Below are 16,289 nucleotides of genomic sequence, written 5' to 3'. Positions count from 1 at the left end.
TATATTTTAATGTCTATTTTTGTTCCAACACCACGCGGTAATAATCATCGTCACCCTTGAATATCAGTTTGATTTGCAGTTCCCTTTCAGAAAGTTCCGGATCGACAAAAGTATTCGTCTCGTCGGATACCTTTTCTTTTATTGCGTCAAGAGAATCGTAATAGGCTACAATGAAGGGCTCATGCTCCGCATCAAAATCCGCGAGTTGTTCCAAAAATGCAGTTTCGTTATCAATAACTTCCGTGCTGATGATTTCTGCGCTTTCACTGACTGATGTTTGAGTGACTTCGGTTTGGGTAGTTTCGTTTGATTCATTCGAACAGGCCATAAGCAATAATGCAACCGGAAGAGCTAAGTAGGCTTTCATTTTCAAGTTGATTCCTCCCATTTTCGAATTGTTTCAATATTAAGTATAAACCAGTTGTGCTTAATATTGAAATAATGTTAATAATAAGCAACAAAAAAATTTAGAATAAATGAATACTTCCTAACGGTTATTGCTTGACTTAACCTTAACTTCAAGTAGTATGCTTTTTCTACAGGAGCAAGAGCGCCGCGAAAAAATAGTGCGCTGCTTTTGAATAAAAAAGCATAATGGAGGAAAAATAGATGGTACTAGCAAGAGCAAGAGCGGTCGACGGTCCGGACAAACCGTTCCGATTTGCTGAAATCAAGCGACGGGAATTGGATGAGCAGGACGTTCTGATCGAAATCAAATTTGCGGGTATCTGCCATTCGGATATCCATACAGCCCATGGTGAATGGGGGCACGTGCACTATCCGCTCGTGCCTGGGCATGAAATCGCTGGATTGGTCACAGCGGTCGGTCCTGGTGTGACGAAATATCAAATCGGGGATCGCGTCGGCGTAGGCTGTATGGTCGATTCCTGCGGAGAATGCGAAAATTGTTTGCGCGGCGAGGAGCAGTACTGCCTCAATGGCAATGTCCCGACTTATGCCGGCGTTGATAAATACGGCGAACCGACACAGGGCGGCTACTCGACGCATATTGTCGTGACCGAAGATTTTGTTGTGCGTATTCCGGACAACATCGGACTGGATGCTGCAGCGCCGCTGTTGTGCGCCGGCATCACTACCTACTCGCCATTGAACCGCTGGCAAGCCGGCCCCGGCAAGAAAGTCGCCGTGATCGGACTGGGGGGATTGGGGCACATGGGCGTTAAAATCGCGCATGCGATGGGGGCTGAAGTCACCGTCCTTTCGCAAACGTTGAGCAAAAAAGAAGACGGTCTGAAGTTCGGGGCGCAGCATTATTACGCCACCAAGGATCCGGAAACATTCAAGGAATTGGCCGGCACTTTTGATCTGATCATCAATACGGTGAGCGCCGTGATCAATCTGGATGCTTACCTGGGCTTGTTGAAGCTCGACGGCACGCTGGTGAACGTAGGGGCTCCCGGAGAACCGTTGTCAGTGAATGTGATGTCCTTGATCGGGCATCGCCGTTCCTTCGCTGGTTCCATGATCGGCGGCATCCGCGAAACGCAGGAAATGCTGGACTTCTGCTCCGAGCACGGCATCGTTCCGAATATCGAAGTCATTTCAGCCGACCAGATCGACGAGGCCTATGAACGCGTATTGGCTTCCGACGTCAGATACCGTTTCGTGATCGACACAAGTACAATCTGATAAAAATTAGTTTCATGAACAGACAAGATGTCCCCGGGCTTTGCTTTGGGGGCATTTTTTGTTTTTTTGCACAATCAGACTGATTCGTTCAAATAGTTGTCGGAAAATGGCCATTGTGCCGATTGGGTATGAGGTGGATAATGGGAGAAAAGGATGGAGGAGAACCGATGACGAGAGAGCATGGGGCAGATTATGATATCACGATGGGGAATATCCGTTATGCCGCACCACAACGGTATTACGGCACGCGGATTTTGTTCGTGACCAAAGGAAGGGCGAGCGTGTCCGTCAATGGGGAAATTTATGCTCTGGATGAAGGGGATATTCTCTTCATCAACCGGAACGACCACTATACTGTCCGGGGCAGCGAAAATAATATCCTCATTTGCCTGAGCATCCCCAGCCATTTCTTCGTGCTGAACTACCCGAATTACTTCCATTACTCCTTCGAATGCTTCTCGAAAGATTTGGATCCGGGGCGCGGGGATGTCGTAGCGCAGCTGCGCAGGCTGCTGGCTGAACTCGTGATCGTCCATTCCCGCCAGGAAGAAGGCAGCGTTTTGGAGGCCCGCAGTATCCTGTTTCAGACGATGCTGCTGGTGACCCGCTTCTTCAAAAAGGAGGGGCCGCATACCGGAGCAGGCGAAGCGAGCGATGAACGGATTGCCCGGATCATCCATAAGATTGAACTCCGCTATGCGGAACCCTTGACGCTTGCGGAGATGGCGGAAAACGAGTACTTGTCGTCTACCTATTTATCCCGTTACTTCAAGCAGACGACCGGAATGGGCTTTCTGCAATATCTGAAGATGGTGCGCTTGAAGCACTGCGTGGAGGACTTGCTGCATACATCCGATAATTTGTTCCAGATTGCGGTGCGAAACGGCTTCTCGACAGCGAAGAATTTTACGGAAGCCTTCAAATCGGTCTACGATCAGACACCGGTGCAGTACCGGAAGGAACATAAACAAGAAAACAGCGAAGCGTTCGGAGCAGTGACCGCAAAAACGGAAGCCGGAAAGGAATTGGATTCGCCGGAAGCGCTGATGCAGTTGACTAAATATTTGGAGGAGCCCCTGAATCTGCGCGCATTGCCGGACGAGGCGCCGGGTGAAGCATGCAAGATCGTTGTAGGAGACGGTGGCGCTGACAGACTATTGGCGCGCGAAAAGCATGTTGTGTTCATCGGGGAACTGAAGGAAATCCTGAACGAGCAGGTGAAGGAGCAAGTGCTTCTTGCCAAGCAGCGCCTTCGCGTCGATTTTGTGGGGGTGCGCAATCTGATCGGCGGATCCACTTTATTGCCGGAAGTCGAGACGGATGAGTTCGTATCCACCACACCGAAGTACGCCAACGCCGATTTGGCCATCCAGTACCTGAAGGAACTGGATATCAGCCTGTATTTGCGGATCACTTATAAAGAAGTCATCCACAATGAAGAGCGCTATTTCAGAGAACTTGAAGGGTTTCTGATCCACACACTGCAGGTATTCGGCAGGAAATTTGTTAACCAATGGAAAGTCGTTTTCTATGCGGAAAAAGAGACGGCCGTCCTGTCCACAGAGTTGGAGCGCGTGTACTTGAGGCTGCATGAATTGATCCGGAAATATGCTGTTCAGCTGAAAATCGGCACTTTCCTTCCTTTCAAAGAGGACAAAGATAGTCTTTCATTGTCGCATCACTGGCAACTTCACCAATCCGACAGCATCGACTTCATCACCTATGATGCCGATCAGAACGAGGTCGTCGACTTTTCTGAAATCAGCGATGAAGACTTCCTGAACAGCCAAGGCTATATCCTGCGGAAAACGCAAAAGCTGAAACGTTTCCTGAAAAAGCACCAGATGCATCAGCCACTGTACCTGGAAAATTGGAACACGCTGACCGGAAACACGCGCTACACAAACGGGACTTTTTTCCGGGGTGCGCTGATCCTGAGGACTATCTTGGATTTGGGGACTGAAGTCGCGGGCGTCGGTTTTTGGCTGAACAGCGAACTCCATGAGCTGCACGGAGGAAACCACAACAAGGCTGTGGCGGGTTTGGAGCTGTTCCATTTCTTCAATGGCAAGAGGCCTGCTTTCTACACGCTGATGTTCAAGGAACGGATGACGGGCGAAGTGCGCGCTCAGGGAGAACATTATGTGCTGACCGAAAACGAAGAGGGTTACCAACTGCTGCTTTTCAACGAAAAGCATTTCAATCCGCGCTACTCGGTCGACGAATTGTTCATGCGGAACCGCAGCAACGAACTGCATGTCCGGCTGATCGGCATGGAGCACGGTGAATACCAAGTCCGGAAATACCGATTCGACCAACAAAATGGCGGTCTCTACACAAAGTGGGGGCAACTGAACAGCAAACACGGCATCGACCTTGAGGTGATGGAGTACATCGTGAAGTCCTCCATGCCTACTTTGGAGCTGGAGGATGAACAGATCGACAAAGATTGGTCCTTCTATGCTTCGATGAGCAGTAACGCGATCCTGTTCATCGAATTCCGCCGAGCGATCGGCTGAGCAGAACAATAATGAAGAAAAGGTTGTCTTCCACGAGACAACCTTTTTTTGTCGCCGGATATTTTCGGCTTGTGCGATTCACTCGGGTTATCGGACAAGTAGCAGGACGGTTGCATTGTGGTTGTCCGATTCTTCCGGGTTATCGGACATCCTCCAGCACAATGCTCTCTCGATGTCCGATTTTTTACTTTTTTCTGCCTGCTTGCGGGCCATTTTTAAATAGAAAGGGCTTTCGGACAAAAATCATCCGCAGTAAATTGCTATCCCACTGATTTCTTAAAATGCGAAGACAAAAATCAGGATGTTTTGCATAATAACGAGCCTTTTCTTATTTTTTTGTGGCGGTATACTAGCTGAGTGATTACGAAACGTAGCATTAAACAACCAATAGGATAGTTACAAACAGTCAAAAATAAGGGAGCGTAAATAAATGAATGAAGCGACCAAGAAGCAATTATTCAGCAAATTAGCCGAGAAGCAGGAGCGCATGATCGAAATCTACCGCTACTTGCATGCCCATCCGGAATTGTCTTTCCAGGAGGAGAACACGGCCAAGTATATCGAAGCTTTTTATGCAGGGAAAGAGTGTGACATCCGCACCCATGTCGGAGGATTGGGCATTGTCGTGACCATCGACAGCGGCAAACCGGGAAAAACCGTCGCCATCCGAGCGGACTTTGATGCGTTGCCGATCCAAGAGGAAACGGGCTTGCCATTTGCCTCAAAAACACCAGGAGTCATGCATGCTTGCGGACATGACGCGCATACAGCCTACATGCTGATCCTGGCCGAAACCTTGATTGAGATGAAGGAACAACTCGAAGGAAAAATCGTTGTGCTGCATCAGCCTGCGGAAGAAGTTCCCCCAGGCGGAGCGATCGGCATGATCAACGCCGGAGCGCTCGAAGGCGTCGATACTGTCTTCGGCATCCATGTGATGTCGCAGATGGACAGCGGCAAAGTGTTCTACCGTGAAGGCAATGTTCAGACCGGCCGCGCCAATTTCCGCGTGAAGATTCAAGGCGTCGGCGGACATGGCTCCTCGCCGCATAAAGCCAACGACGCCATCGTCGCGGCCAGTTATTTTGTCGTAGCCGTGCAATCCATCGTCAGCCGCCGTATGAATCCTTTCGATGTCGGATCGATCACTATAGGCAGTTTTGACGGCAAAGGCTCGTTCAACGTCATCAAAGATTCCGTCGTATTGGAGGGCGATGTGCGCTCGATGTCAGAAGAGACACGCACGCTGATCGAAAAGGAAATCCGGGCGAAGCTAGACGGCATCTCCGCCATGTTCGATGTGACCTATGAACTGGATTACGAAAACGACTATCCAGTCCTGTTCAACGATCCAGAAATGACGGCATTCGCAGCTGCGGCTCTGCAGGCTACCGAACTTCCGGGAGTAGAGGCTGTGGAACGCTGCGAGGCGCAGCCGCCTTCGGAAGATTTTGCTTATTATGCGAAGGAACGCCCGAGCGTCTTCCTGTATGTCGGAGCGACGCCGAAAGACGGCGAAGCTTATCCGCATCATCATCCGAAATTCCGGATCAATGAGGACAGTATGCTGATCGCAGCCGAAACAATGGGGACATTAGTGATTGATTACTTAAAAGGGAGCAGTGAAAAATAGTGGAAACGCAATACAAAGGTAATAACAGACTTATTTTGGGGATTGTTTCAGGGGTTGTAACATTCTGGTTGTTTGCTCAAACAATGGTGAACATCGTACCGGCCATCCAAGCAGACTTGGGCATTTCATCCGGCATCTTGGGCATTGCCATCAGTTTGACATCTTTATTCTCAGGTATGTTTATGGTTGTTGCTGGTGGGCTTGCGGATAAACATGGCCGCGTGAAAGTAACGAATATCGGAATGATACTAAGCATCATCGGTTCACTGTGCTTAGTATTGGCAAATGGCCCAGCTTTGTTGATCATCGGTCGTATCATCCAAGGGCTATCTGCTGCGTGCATCATGCCGGCTACTTTGGCTTTGATGAAGACTTACTTCGATGGAGCTGAAAGACAACGTGCGTTGAGCTTCTGGTCAATCGGTTCTTGGGGCGGCTCAGGAATTTGTTCCTTCTTCGGCGGTTTAGTAGCCACTTACTTCGGCTGGCGTGCAATCTTCATCGTTTCGATTGTAGTTGCTGTTATTGGGCTTCTTTTGCTTAAAGAAACTCCAGAAAGCAAAGTTGAAGCAGTCGGCGAAAAGAAACCTTTTGATGTCGGTGGACTGATTACTTTCGTGATTGCTATGCTGACTTTCAATGTTTTTATCAGCCAAGGAAGAACTATGGGATGGACAAATCCTATTATCTTGGGATTGGCTGTGGCATTCGTCATTTCAGTGCTTCTTTTTGTGAATATCGAAAAAAGACATGCAAACAGCTTCATCGACTTCTCTCTATTCAAAAACAAAGCTTACAGTGGTGCCACTTTGTCTAACTTCTTGTTGAATGCTTCTGCAGGGACAATGTTGGTTGCTAACACTTATGTTCAAGTTGGCCGCGGTTTTTCTTCTTTCCAATCCGGCTTGCTGACGATCGGGTACTTGGTGTGCGTATTGAGCTCCATCCGTTTGGGTGAAAAAGCCTTGCAAAAATTCGGTTCCCGCAAGCCGATGGTGACCGGCTCGTTCATTGCAACGATCGGTATCGCTTTGATGGCCTTCACTTTCGTGCCGGGAATCATCTACAACTTGTTGGTATTTGTTGGCTATGCTTTGTACGGCTTCGGTTTGGGCATTTATGCGACACCTTCCACTGATACCGCAATTTCGAATGCTCCTGCTGATAAAATCGGCAGCGCGTCAGGCATCTACAAAATGGCCAGCTCTTTAGGCGGAGCAGTCGGGGTCGCACTTTCGTCCAGCCTTTTCAATGCTTTGGGAGCGCAAGGAAATATGGAAGTGGCCGGTTCTGCCGGATTGATACTGAATGTCGCTTTTGGGACGATTGCGTTGGCTTCGATTTTGCTGACAGCTCCGAAAGCAACTGCGCAAGTGGAAGCTACAGAATAGGTTTGTGCAAACAGACCAAAAAATAGAATGAAAAAGGATGCAAAGTTATGGCGACTTTGCATTCTTTTGCGTTATACTTTTTGCGAAACAAAATATTTTCAGAAAACTATCATTAGGGGGGATACAATATAATGGAATTCATTTCTATAGTTGAAATAATCGGCACGATCGCCTTTGCGATGTCAGGAGCGTTGACCGCGATCGAGAAGGATCTTGATTACTACGGAATCGGAATATTTGCGATAACTACTTCTGTGGGCGGAGGGATCGTCAGGGATCTGCTGATCGATCGACCTTTACCGGCATCGCTGGAAAATCCGCTCTATGCACTCATCAGCCTGCTTTCCGCAGGCTTCGTCATCCTTTTCTATGCGCACATCAGCAAATTGGCGAAGATGCTGCAATTTTTTGATGCGGTCGGACTCGGTGCGTTCACCGCCATCGGAGCAGAGGTGGCGGTGCGGACGGGCCTATACCAGTGGTTCGTTGTGGTGACTTTGGCAGTCCTGACTGGAACCGGCGGCGGGCTTATCCGGGATGTTTTCGCGCGGGAGATCCCTTATGTATTCCGCAAAGAGGTCTACGCGATAGCTTCCATACTGGGTGCTATCCTATACATTATCGTGTTCCGCTTGGCCGGAAGCCAAATGGCGTTGTACAGCTGTTTTTTGGCAACGACTTTGATCAGGCTCTACTGCATGGAGAAGGATGTGCACCTGTTGAAAGTCGGAAAAGTAACTATGGAATAGATATGGTACAGGCACATACATAGATACCAATTAGTATATTTTTGGTATGATGATACTAAAAAAAGCTTATCAAGGCTATGGAATAATGAGGGGTTCAAATGGAACGTGGGTTTGAGTATTTAGTTGACATTCATGGTATTGCTGGTGCTAGAGAAATTTTTGAAAGAATCTGTACCAATCTTTTTCAGTCAATGTATGGATCTACCACTAAATCTGTAAAAGTTTCTAAAGGTGATGGGGGTATTGATGTTCTTGTTGGAGAAATACCATCCCCAGATAAAGTCTATCAATGTAAGTTTTTCCTTGATAGTCTTGGGGCCAGTCAAAGACAACAAATTAAAGAGTCTTTCGAAACGGTAACGTCTAACTACGATATCGCTGAATGGCTGTTATGCTTGCCTAGCATACTGGATCAAAAAGATCTTTTGTGGTGGTCGAAATGGAAGAATGAAAAAAGTGAAGAAACGGGTATCAAAATTGAATTATGCGATGGCTCATATCTTATTCATCAATTGAAATGCTATGACATTTATGCACGTGAATTTGATGATGATACAAGAAATAAATTGGATTTAATACTAGCAGAATTAAATAAATCAAAACAGCGGGTTTTTGATGCAATTATTTATGCTGATGTTGATGGGATTGAAGAAGAATATAACGATTTTATTTTTGTGAAAATGTTGGAAAGTGCCAATATTGTTGAAGTAAATGAGTATAAGATTGATTTCTTTAATGCTGAAATTTCTAAGCAAGAAAGCTTAAGCAAAGATGAAGTTGAAGGGCTCAAAATATATAATAATTTGAAGACTCGTATTTATTCTCTTTGGAGAACCCAATTTAATCTGCATAAGTCGAATGATGCTGGGCAAAATTTGCTAAATCAAGCTTACTTGAGGATAGAGGATCTTGATTCAACGACACTTCAGTCATCAGCTGAATACAATCTAGTTGCTAAAAAAGGAATACTTCATCAGCTTGCTAATGACAAGAGAATCGGTTGGGTGACTGATTATCTTAAAAAACTAACAGAATACATGGGTGAGTAATCATGAATGAAATAATTAATGGTGTTACTTATAAAGAGTATTTACTTACTCTTATAAGGATTGTCACATTTTTAGACTATCTTGGTGAGAACCATAAAAAAAACACTTCTCAAGAAAGGCTTGTTATGTATGATTTTTTTCTGAAATATCCAGAACTTTTAAGTATCACAGATAGTATCGATTTTGATACGAAATACTCATATTTTCATTGGAAACCAAATCATAAATTATATGATGCAGTACTTGCAGATGCACAAGCACGTGTTTTTATCAAATATGATTCGGAAACTCGAAGATACGCTTCAACAAGTATTGGTATGGAGTTTATCAATAATATGTCAAATACATACATTAAGAATTTAGTTAAAACTTCAGAGTATGTATCAAGAAATATATGTAAATTATCAAGTAAAGCAATTAATGAAAAAATCAATCATATCCTTATAAGTTGCAGGGGGCTATAATGGTGAATCTATTTTTGAAGACATTCAGGTTGGTAGGATTCGAAAAAAACTATGAAGTTAATTTTATTAAAGGTCTAAACTTTATATCTGGCCCAACATCAACTGGTAAAACAACAATCTTTGAACTCATAGACTATGCGTTTGGAGCTAAATCACATAAGTCATATATAGAGGTAGGGACAAAGTGCACAGATGTTGAACTAGAATTTATGATAAAGGATAATCTTTATAGAATTAAAAGAACATTATTTAAATTTGAACTACCAATTTTGGTTGAACTTTTTAATGAAGAAAATAATAGTTTTGAAATTTTGGGAACTTTTCTACCCAATAGTAAAGAATATGAGAAAACCCTATCTGCTTTTCTTTTGTCAAAACTGGGTCTTGATGGGGTAAAGGTTTCTAACCAAAACTTTAGTTTCCGTGATTTATTTAAATACTCCTATTTGAAACAAACAGAAATTGATAATGAGGATATCTTATCGGAAAAAAACTGGGCTGTTTATAATAAGCAAAAAGCTACGTTTGAGATAATCTTTAATTTCTATGATCAACTCATTGGTGAACTAAAGAGTCAATTAAATCTTAAACAAGAAGAGTTTAAAAATGAAACAATTAAACTAAAAGGCATTCAAGACTTCTTGAAACATTCTCAAGTTGAGAATTTTGAATCAGTAAATAAAAGAAAAATGGAAATCAGTATTCAAATTGATGAGTTTACGGAGCTACTTAATCAAAAAAAGGACAAAATCAGAAAAGAGTCATCGAACTCCTTGACACAAGAGTTAAGTGAAGGTGTTATAAAAAAAAGAGAACAGAGAAACAATCTTCTTTCTGAAATGGCTGATCAGGAACAATATATTCAAAAACTAATTACTTTATCTAATCAATACTCAAATGATCTTGAGAAAATCGATGCGGCTATAATGGGTGTTCGTGAGATTAATAAGTATGACTTCAAATTGTGCCCAAATTGTCTTCAACCAATTTCTAAACATAAGGATTCCGCAGGTTGTTCACTTTGTGCAAATTCAATGGAGAATTTGGCAGAGCAAATCTTAGTTCTAAAAAGCGAAAGAAGAAGTATAAGTACAAAGCAAAATGAACTTGAAAAGCATATTTCACAGTCTATGACACTTCGTGAGGATCTCATTAAAAAAAATAATTTTCTTTCTAAAGATATTGCGAAGGATGAAAGGCTACTTGATGAATTAACCGATTCCTATGTCAATCCGTATTTTGAAGAAATTAGTTTCATTAACTTGTCGTTGGGTAAACTCTATAGCGAGAACGATGAGCTTGATAACAGCCTTCGATTTATTAAAGAGCTTAATAGATTGAGCTTGGTGTTAAAAGATAAAATGAATGAACTAGAAGACTTAAAAGATCAAATAGATAGTAAAAAGGAAATCAATGAGAAGAAAAAAGTTTTTGAGTCATTGAATGAAAAATTCACTGAAATTCTGGAAAAATTTCAATTTCCCAAATTATCAAACGCGTACATTGATCCCAAACAGTACCTGCCGTATGTTCGAGGAAGAAAGTATAATGATTTAGGGAGTTTGGGTGCGGTGACTCTCTTAACAGTTGCTTATTATCTAACAATTCTAGAAGAAGCATCAAAACAATGTTTTAATGCCAATCACCTAAATCTATTAATGATTGATACACCAAGTAAGAATTTGGGGGTGTCTGCTAAATCATCTGAGTTCCAAGACGAAGAGATTTTTGAAGCTATTATCCATTACTTCATAGAATTGGATAAAAATATGTCTGAAGAAATCCAAGTTATAGTAATAAATAATGGATATCCTGACTTTTTACCTGAAAAACATCTAATTAAAGAGTTTTTGTCAGATGGAACTTCAGGCTTGATTGACAACATCTAGAATAGAAGAGGTTACTACATAACTCGCTGAAGTGAATGAATGTTCACTGCCATGAGCGCAAATCCAAAGTTATTGCGCACCTTTTCCTTTCCTCTGAACGAGGATCGAGTTTAGCACAAATTAGCCTTCAGGAATCCGAACGCTTATTCTGTGTTGATCTTTTTTTTATCCGTAGATCACACTAGTCTTTTCATCCAATATCAGGTTTGGGAAAATATCGTAAACCAATGCATATTGACCTTCTGTAGCTAGCTGCACATCGTAGTAAGCCTTGAACTAGCGGTTCTTCATATAATCGTCTTTCATCCGCATGAATGTGGCATCCTGATCCGTCTTGGAATAGCTGTATCTTTCTCCGAAAATCGTCATAACACGCTAATATTTCTGTTTCCACTTTGCCATATCCAGGATCAGTTTGCGGTACTGCTTTAGGATTGTTCGTCGGGATCGAAGTTGCTTTTTTCACTACCTGCCTCCGGCGTTGATATCTCTTGATCGACCGCTACAATATTCTAGTCCAATTGTTCAGCTACCTGAAGAAGTTCAGCTTCCGAAAGTTCCTCCCGACGATCCCGTTCTATCCTTGGGATGATCTCTTTCTCCAGAAGCCGTGGTTGGACTTGTCACTGATGGCAGAGCTATACTTCTCAATAGACTTGCGCCAAACAAATGTGAATCGATTTGTGGTAGCTTAAATATTTGTCCCGTCGATGAAAATAGCCTCATCCTTACTCTGTCCTGGAGTAATCCTTCGATTTTTCTTCCCGAAAACGCTGATTTCGTGTAAACACACAGGGTGATCTTCATCATTGGCGGATGGTAGGCGGGGGGCGGGGCACCCTGTTAACGGAGGAACGCTTAAAATCAGAAATTGTCGAACAAAAGCGTCTCGATCATCTTCCAGGTCTTGGTCCTGTTGCTGCTGTTCGTGAGTTTTTACAACACCTACATGGGTTTGCGATAAGAATTATCCAATTTAAGAGAAGTGAAGATAGGCCGTCTCCTTGCGAGGCGGCTTTATTTGTTGTCACACTCTCACATCGGGCTGATCACCTGGAATGAAAGCGTTATAAATTCGCTTGACACTTCTTTGTTGTGGGGTTATAATTCATTTAGTTAATATTTAGTAAAAATAACAAGTAAACATTTATCAAAAACAAAAAGGAGCGGATGAAGATGGAATTGACAGGATTGAAGCAAAAATTTGAGGAATTATTCGGCAAAGGGGATTACACAGCATTTTTCGCACCGGGACGGATCAATCTGATCGGCGAGCACACGGATTACAACGGCGGAAATGTTTTTCCTTGCGCCATTACATTGGGAACTTTCGCTATTGCGGCAAAAAATGATCTCAAGCAAGTCCGCCTCTACTCGGAAAACTTCCCGGAAGCCGGCGTCATCAGCTTCGACCTGGCCGATCTTGATCACAAAAAAGCCGACAGCTGGGCGAACTACCCGAAAGGCATGCTGCGTTATCTGAAGGAAGCCGGTCACGCCATCCCGGAAGGCATGGATATGGTCATCTTCGGAAATATCCCGAATGGCTCGGGTCTGTCCTCATCCGCATCCCTCGAGCTGTTGATGGGCGTTGTTCTGGATAACCTGTTCGACCTGAATGCGGATCGGTTGGAGCTCATCAAAACCGGCAAGCGCGTGGAGAACGAGTTCATCGGCGTCAACAGCGGCATCATGGATCAGTTCGCTGTAGGGATGGGCGAGGAGAACAAAGCGATTTTGCTGGACTGCAACACACTTGAATATGAAATGGTTCCCGTGGAATTGGGCAATCATGCTATCGTCATTATGAATACGAAAAAACGCCGCGAATTGGTCGACTCCAAGTACAACGAACGCCGCAGCGAATGCGAAGAAGCGTTGGCGAAGCTGCAGACGGTCGTCTCGGTCGGCAGCCTGGGCGAACTCGATGAAGAAACGTTCGAAAAATCAAAAGAGGTTCTGGAGAGTGACGTCCTGTACCGCCGCGCGCGTCATGCCGTTACAGAAAACCAACGCACCTTGAAAGCCAAAGCAGCCTTGCAGGCAGGCGAATTAGAAGCATTCGGCCAGTTGATGAACCAATCGCATATTTCTTTGCGGGACGACTACGAAGTGACCGGCATCGAATTGGACACATTGGTTCAAGCCGCATGGGATCAACCTGGTGTATTGGGAGCGCGCATGACCGGAGCAGGATTTGGCGGCTGTGCAATCGCCATTGTCCAAAAAGAAGCAATCCCGGCTTTCATCGAAAATGTCGGTAAAACCTATGAAGCAGCGATCGGTTATCCGGCAGAATTCTACATCGCCGAAATCAGCGATGGCGCAAAACGGTTATAAGGAGCGGTTGGCATGACGATAAATGAGACAGAGTATGCGATCGACCAAGCTGTTGTCGATTTCGTGGAAACGGGCATCGTAAACGGCGAAACGGATGCGATGGACAGGATTGCGCTGCGGAATCTGCTGTTGGCCATGATCGGAAAGGAAGACTTGGATACGCAACTTGTGCCGTCGCAAAGTTTGCCGGATCGTTTGGATCTGCTGGATCGCTTGGTGGATTGGGCGGTCGCAAACGGAAAAATCGAGGACTACCAATACACGAGGGAGACGCTGGAGGCGCAGATCATGTCTTTGATCACGCCGATGCCTTCCGTCATCAACAAGCATTTCTGGGAAGTCTATGCAGAAAATCCGGAAACCGCAACTGACTATTTCTACGAGCTCAGCCAGAACAATGATTACATCAAAACCCGCAGCATCGCCAAAAACATCGCGTTTCAGCACCGGACCGATTACGGTGAGCTGGAGATCACGATCAACCTATCCAAACCGGAGAAGGATCCGAAGCAGATCGCATTGGCGAAAAACGTGCCTGCTTCCGCTTATCCAGCTTGCCAACTCTGCATGGAAAATGAAGGCTACGCCGGGCGCATCGACCATCCGGCCCGTGCCAACCACCGCATCGTCAGGATGCCATTAAACGGCGAAAAGTGGGGTCTGCAATATTCGCCTTATGCTTACTATGAGGAACACTGCATCTTTTTGGCCGAGGAGCACAAGCCGATGAAATTGGACAAGCATACTTTCGAGAAGCTGCTTGGGATCATCACGCAATTCCCGCACTATTTCGTCGGATCGAATGCGGACCTGCCGATTGTCGGTGGCTCGATCTTGTCGCATGACCATTATCAAGGCGGCCGGCATACCTTCGCGATGGCAGAAGCACCGGTCGAACGGCCATTTGAAATGAACCGATTCGCTTCGATTCAGGCAGGCATCGTCAAGTGGCCGATGTCCGTCATCCGGCTTGCCGGTAAGGATGCCCATGAATTGGCGGAGGCGGCGACCTTTATCCTGGATGCATGGCGAGGCTATTCGGATGAAGCGGCCGAAATCCTGCATGTCACGGAGGGCATTCCGCATAATACGATCACGCCAATCGCACGCATGAAGGACGGATTATTCGAACTGGATCTGGTTCTGCGGAACAACCGGACTTCGCCGGAGTTCCCGGACGGCATTTTCCATCCACATCCGGACGTGCAGAACATCAAAAAAGAGAACATTGGCTTGATCGAAGTGATGGGGCTAGCCATTTTGCCTCCGCGTTTGAAGGATGAGTTGATTGAAATCGAAAATTATCTTAACGGAGAAACAGCTGAGATTGCTCCTTACCATCAGGAGTGGGTGGCAGGCTTGGTGGACAAAAAGGACCGGACTGGCGCTGATGCGGCGGAAGTGGTGCAGGAAGCTGTAAGCGAAGCCTTTTTGCGGGTGCTGGAGGATGCTGGTGTGTTCAAACGCACCCCTGAAGGCCAGCAAGCGTTCCTTCGTTTCGTCGGACAGTTGCGTTGAACTTTTGAATGAAAGTGGAGGGATCATATGTCAGTATTAGTAACAGGCGGAGCCGGCTACATCGGCAGCCATACCGTAGTGGAATTATTGAAAGCCGGCCAGGAAGTGGTCATCGTCGACAATTACTCCAACAGCAAACCGGAAGTGTTGAACCGGATCAAAACGATCACCGGCAAAGCACCGACTTTCTATGAAGTGGACGTTCTGGACCGCGAAGCCTTGGACGCAGTCTTTTCAAAAGAGGATATCGACTCCGTCATCCATTTCGCGGGCTACAAAGCGGTGGGCGAATCCGTGGCGAAACCGATCGAATATTACCACAACAACATCACGAGTTCTTTGGTTTTGTGCGATGTGATGCGCAGCCACGGCGTGAAGAAGATCGTCTTCAGCTCCTCGGCGACGGTCTACGGCATGAACAACGTGTCACCGCTGACGGAGGACTTGCCGACGAGCGCAACGAACCCTTACGGCTACACGAAAGTCATGATTGAACAGATCCTTCAGGATGTGGCGTTCGCCGATTCCGAGTGGAGTATCGCTTTGTTGCGCTACTTCAACCCGATCGGTGCCCACGAATCCGGTTTGATCGGCGAAGATCCGACCGGCATCCCGAACAACCTGATGCCGTACATCACGCAAGTGGCGGTCGGGAAATTGCCGCGCTTGAGCGTTTTCGGGGACGACTACGACACACCGGATGGCACAGGCGTGCGCGACTACATCCACGTCGTCGATTTGGCGCTGGGCCACATCAAAGCTTTGGACAAGATCAAGGAGTCGAATGGCGTCGGCATCTACAACCTCGGTACCGGCATCGGCTACAGCGTGCTGGACTTGGTGCACAACTTTGAAGAGGCCAATGGCGTCGAGATCCCTTACGTAATCGTCGACAGACGTCCCGGAGATGTTGCGACTTGCTATGCGGATGCGACGAAAGCAAAAGAAGAACTGGGTTGGACCGCCCAGAAGACATTGGCGGACATGTGCCGCGATTCCTGGAATTGGCAAAAGAACAATCCAAACGGATATGAATGAAAAAGTGAAGGACAGCCCCATTTTTTTAGGGGCTGTCCTTCACTTTTTC

At 45.7% G+C, this 16,289-nt stretch carries 12 protein-coding genes; 11 read left to right on the top strand and 1 reads right to left on the bottom strand.

Features of this window, described 5'->3' with window-relative positions; all coding sequences use genetic code 11:
• Positions 1 to 13: 13 nt before the first annotated feature.
• Positions 14 to 373: a hypothetical protein gene (locus tag BM184_RS10915; RefSeq protein ID WP_086628901.1), complete on the bottom strand. Its 360-nt coding sequence runs from the start codon at positions 371 to 373 to the stop codon at positions 14 to 16.
• Positions 374 to 609: 236 nt separating this feature from the next.
• Here BM184_RS10915 and BM184_RS10910 point away from each other — a divergent pair, with 236 nt between their 5' ends.
• The 11 genes from BM184_RS10910 to galE all read left to right on the top strand — a co-directional run bounded on the left by BM184_RS10910 (position 610) and on the right by galE (position 16,240).
• Positions 610 to 1,650, top strand: coding sequence for an NAD(P)-dependent alcohol dehydrogenase (locus BM184_RS10910; RefSeq protein ID WP_086941959.1), 1,041 nt, complete (start codon positions 610 to 612; stop codon positions 1,648 to 1,650).
• Between the two features lie 167 nt (positions 1,651 to 1,817).
• The gene (locus BM184_RS10905) at positions 1,818 to 4,169 is read left to right on the top strand and encodes a helix-turn-helix transcriptional regulator (RefSeq protein ID WP_086942399.1); all 2,352 of its coding nucleotides are present in this window, start codon (positions 1,818 to 1,820) and stop codon (positions 4,167 to 4,169) included.
• Between the two features lie 430 nt (positions 4,170 to 4,599).
• On the top strand, positions 4,600 to 5,802 hold the full coding sequence (locus tag BM184_RS10900; RefSeq protein ID WP_086941960.1) for an amidohydrolase: 1,203 nt from the start codon (positions 4,600 to 4,602) through the stop codon (positions 5,800 to 5,802).
• Positions 5,802 to 7,193 (top strand): MFS transporter, encoded by a 1,392-nt coding sequence (locus tag BM184_RS10895; RefSeq protein WP_256213127.1) that lies wholly within the window; start codon positions 5,802 to 5,804, stop codon positions 7,191 to 7,193. The genes BM184_RS10900 and BM184_RS10895 overlap by 1 nt, the downstream gene beginning before the upstream one ends.
• Before the next feature lie 131 nt (positions 7,194 to 7,324).
• Positions 7,325 to 7,942, top strand: a complete 618-nt coding sequence (locus BM184_RS10890) for a trimeric intracellular cation channel family protein (RefSeq protein WP_086941962.1) — start codon at positions 7,325 to 7,327, stop codon at positions 7,940 to 7,942.
• A 98-nt stretch (positions 7,943 to 8,040) separates the two neighbouring features.
• Positions 8,041 to 8,991 carry a PDDEXK family nuclease gene (locus BM184_RS10885; protein WP_086941963.1) on the top strand — a complete coding sequence of 317 codons (951 nt, stop codon included), beginning with the start codon at positions 8,041 to 8,043 and terminating at the stop codon, positions 8,989 to 8,991.
• 2 nt (positions 8,992 to 8,993) lie between these two features.
• The gene (locus tag BM184_RS15190; RefSeq protein ID WP_143091135.1) at positions 8,994 to 9,455 is read left to right on the top strand and encodes an ABC-three component system middle component 2; all 462 of its coding nucleotides are present in this window, start codon (positions 8,994 to 8,996) and stop codon (positions 9,453 to 9,455) included.
• The gene (locus tag BM184_RS10875) at positions 9,455 to 11,344 is read left to right on the top strand and encodes a DNA recombination protein RecN (RefSeq protein WP_245830563.1); all 1,890 of its coding nucleotides are present in this window, start codon (positions 9,455 to 9,457) and stop codon (positions 11,342 to 11,344) included. Before BM184_RS15190 ends, BM184_RS10875 begins: the two co-directional genes overlap by 1 nt.
• Positions 11,345 to 12,520: 1,176 nt before the next feature.
• On the top strand, positions 12,521 to 13,684 hold the full coding sequence (locus tag BM184_RS10870; RefSeq protein WP_086941964.1) for a galactokinase: 1,164 nt from the start codon (positions 12,521 to 12,523) through the stop codon (positions 13,682 to 13,684).
• A gap of 12 nt (positions 13,685 to 13,696) precedes the next feature.
• Entirely contained in the window at positions 13,697 to 15,202 is a 1,506-nt protein-coding gene (galT, locus tag BM184_RS10865) for a UDP-glucose--hexose-1-phosphate uridylyltransferase (protein WP_086941965.1), read from the top strand.
• 27 nt (positions 15,203 to 15,229) lie between these two features.
• Positions 15,230 to 16,240 (top strand): UDP-glucose 4-epimerase GalE, encoded by a 1,011-nt coding sequence (gene galE / locus BM184_RS10860; RefSeq protein WP_086941966.1) that lies wholly within the window; start codon positions 15,230 to 15,232, stop codon positions 16,238 to 16,240.
• Positions 16,241 to 16,289 lie beyond the last annotated feature (49 nt).

The sequence above is a fragment of the Trichococcus pasteurii genome, from assembly GCF_900112935.1.
GTDB classification, from domain to species: Bacteria; Bacillota; Bacilli; order Lactobacillales; family Aerococcaceae; genus Trichococcus; species Trichococcus pasteurii.
Note: the sequence above shows the minus strand (reverse complement) of the source record. Positions and strands in the feature narration are given on the sequence as shown.

Bases quoted from the DNA above. Each gene is read 5' to 3' on its own strand.
- BM184_RS10905 (WP_086942399.1), top strand. From the start codon at position 1,818: ATGACGAGAGAGCATGGGGCAGATTATGATATCACGATGGGGAATATC.
- BM184_RS15190 (WP_143091135.1), top strand. From the start codon at position 8,994: ATGAATGAAATAATTAATGGTGTTACTTATAAAGAGTATTTACTTACT.
- BM184_RS10890 (WP_086941962.1), top strand. From the start codon at position 7,325: ATGGAATTCATTTCTATAGTTGAAATAATCGGCACGATCGCCTTTGCG.
- galE (WP_086941966.1), top strand. From the start codon at position 15,230: ATGTCAGTATTAGTAACAGGCGGAGCCGGCTACATCGGCAGCCATACC.
- galT (WP_086941965.1), top strand. From the start codon at position 13,697: ATGACGATAAATGAGACAGAGTATGCGATCGACCAAGCTGTTGTCGAT.
- BM184_RS10870 (WP_086941964.1), top strand. From the start codon at position 12,521: ATGGAATTGACAGGATTGAAGCAAAAATTTGAGGAATTATTCGGCAAA.
- BM184_RS10885 (WP_086941963.1), top strand. From the start codon at position 8,041: ATGGAACGTGGGTTTGAGTATTTAGTTGACATTCATGGTATTGCTGGT.
- BM184_RS10900 (WP_086941960.1), top strand. From the start codon at position 4,600: ATGAATGAAGCGACCAAGAAGCAATTATTCAGCAAATTAGCCGAGAAG.
- BM184_RS10910 (WP_086941959.1), top strand. From the start codon at position 610: ATGGTACTAGCAAGAGCAAGAGCGGTCGACGGTCCGGACAAACCGTTC.
- BM184_RS10875 (WP_245830563.1), top strand. From the start codon at position 9,455: ATGGTGAATCTATTTTTGAAGACATTCAGGTTGGTAGGATTCGAAAAA.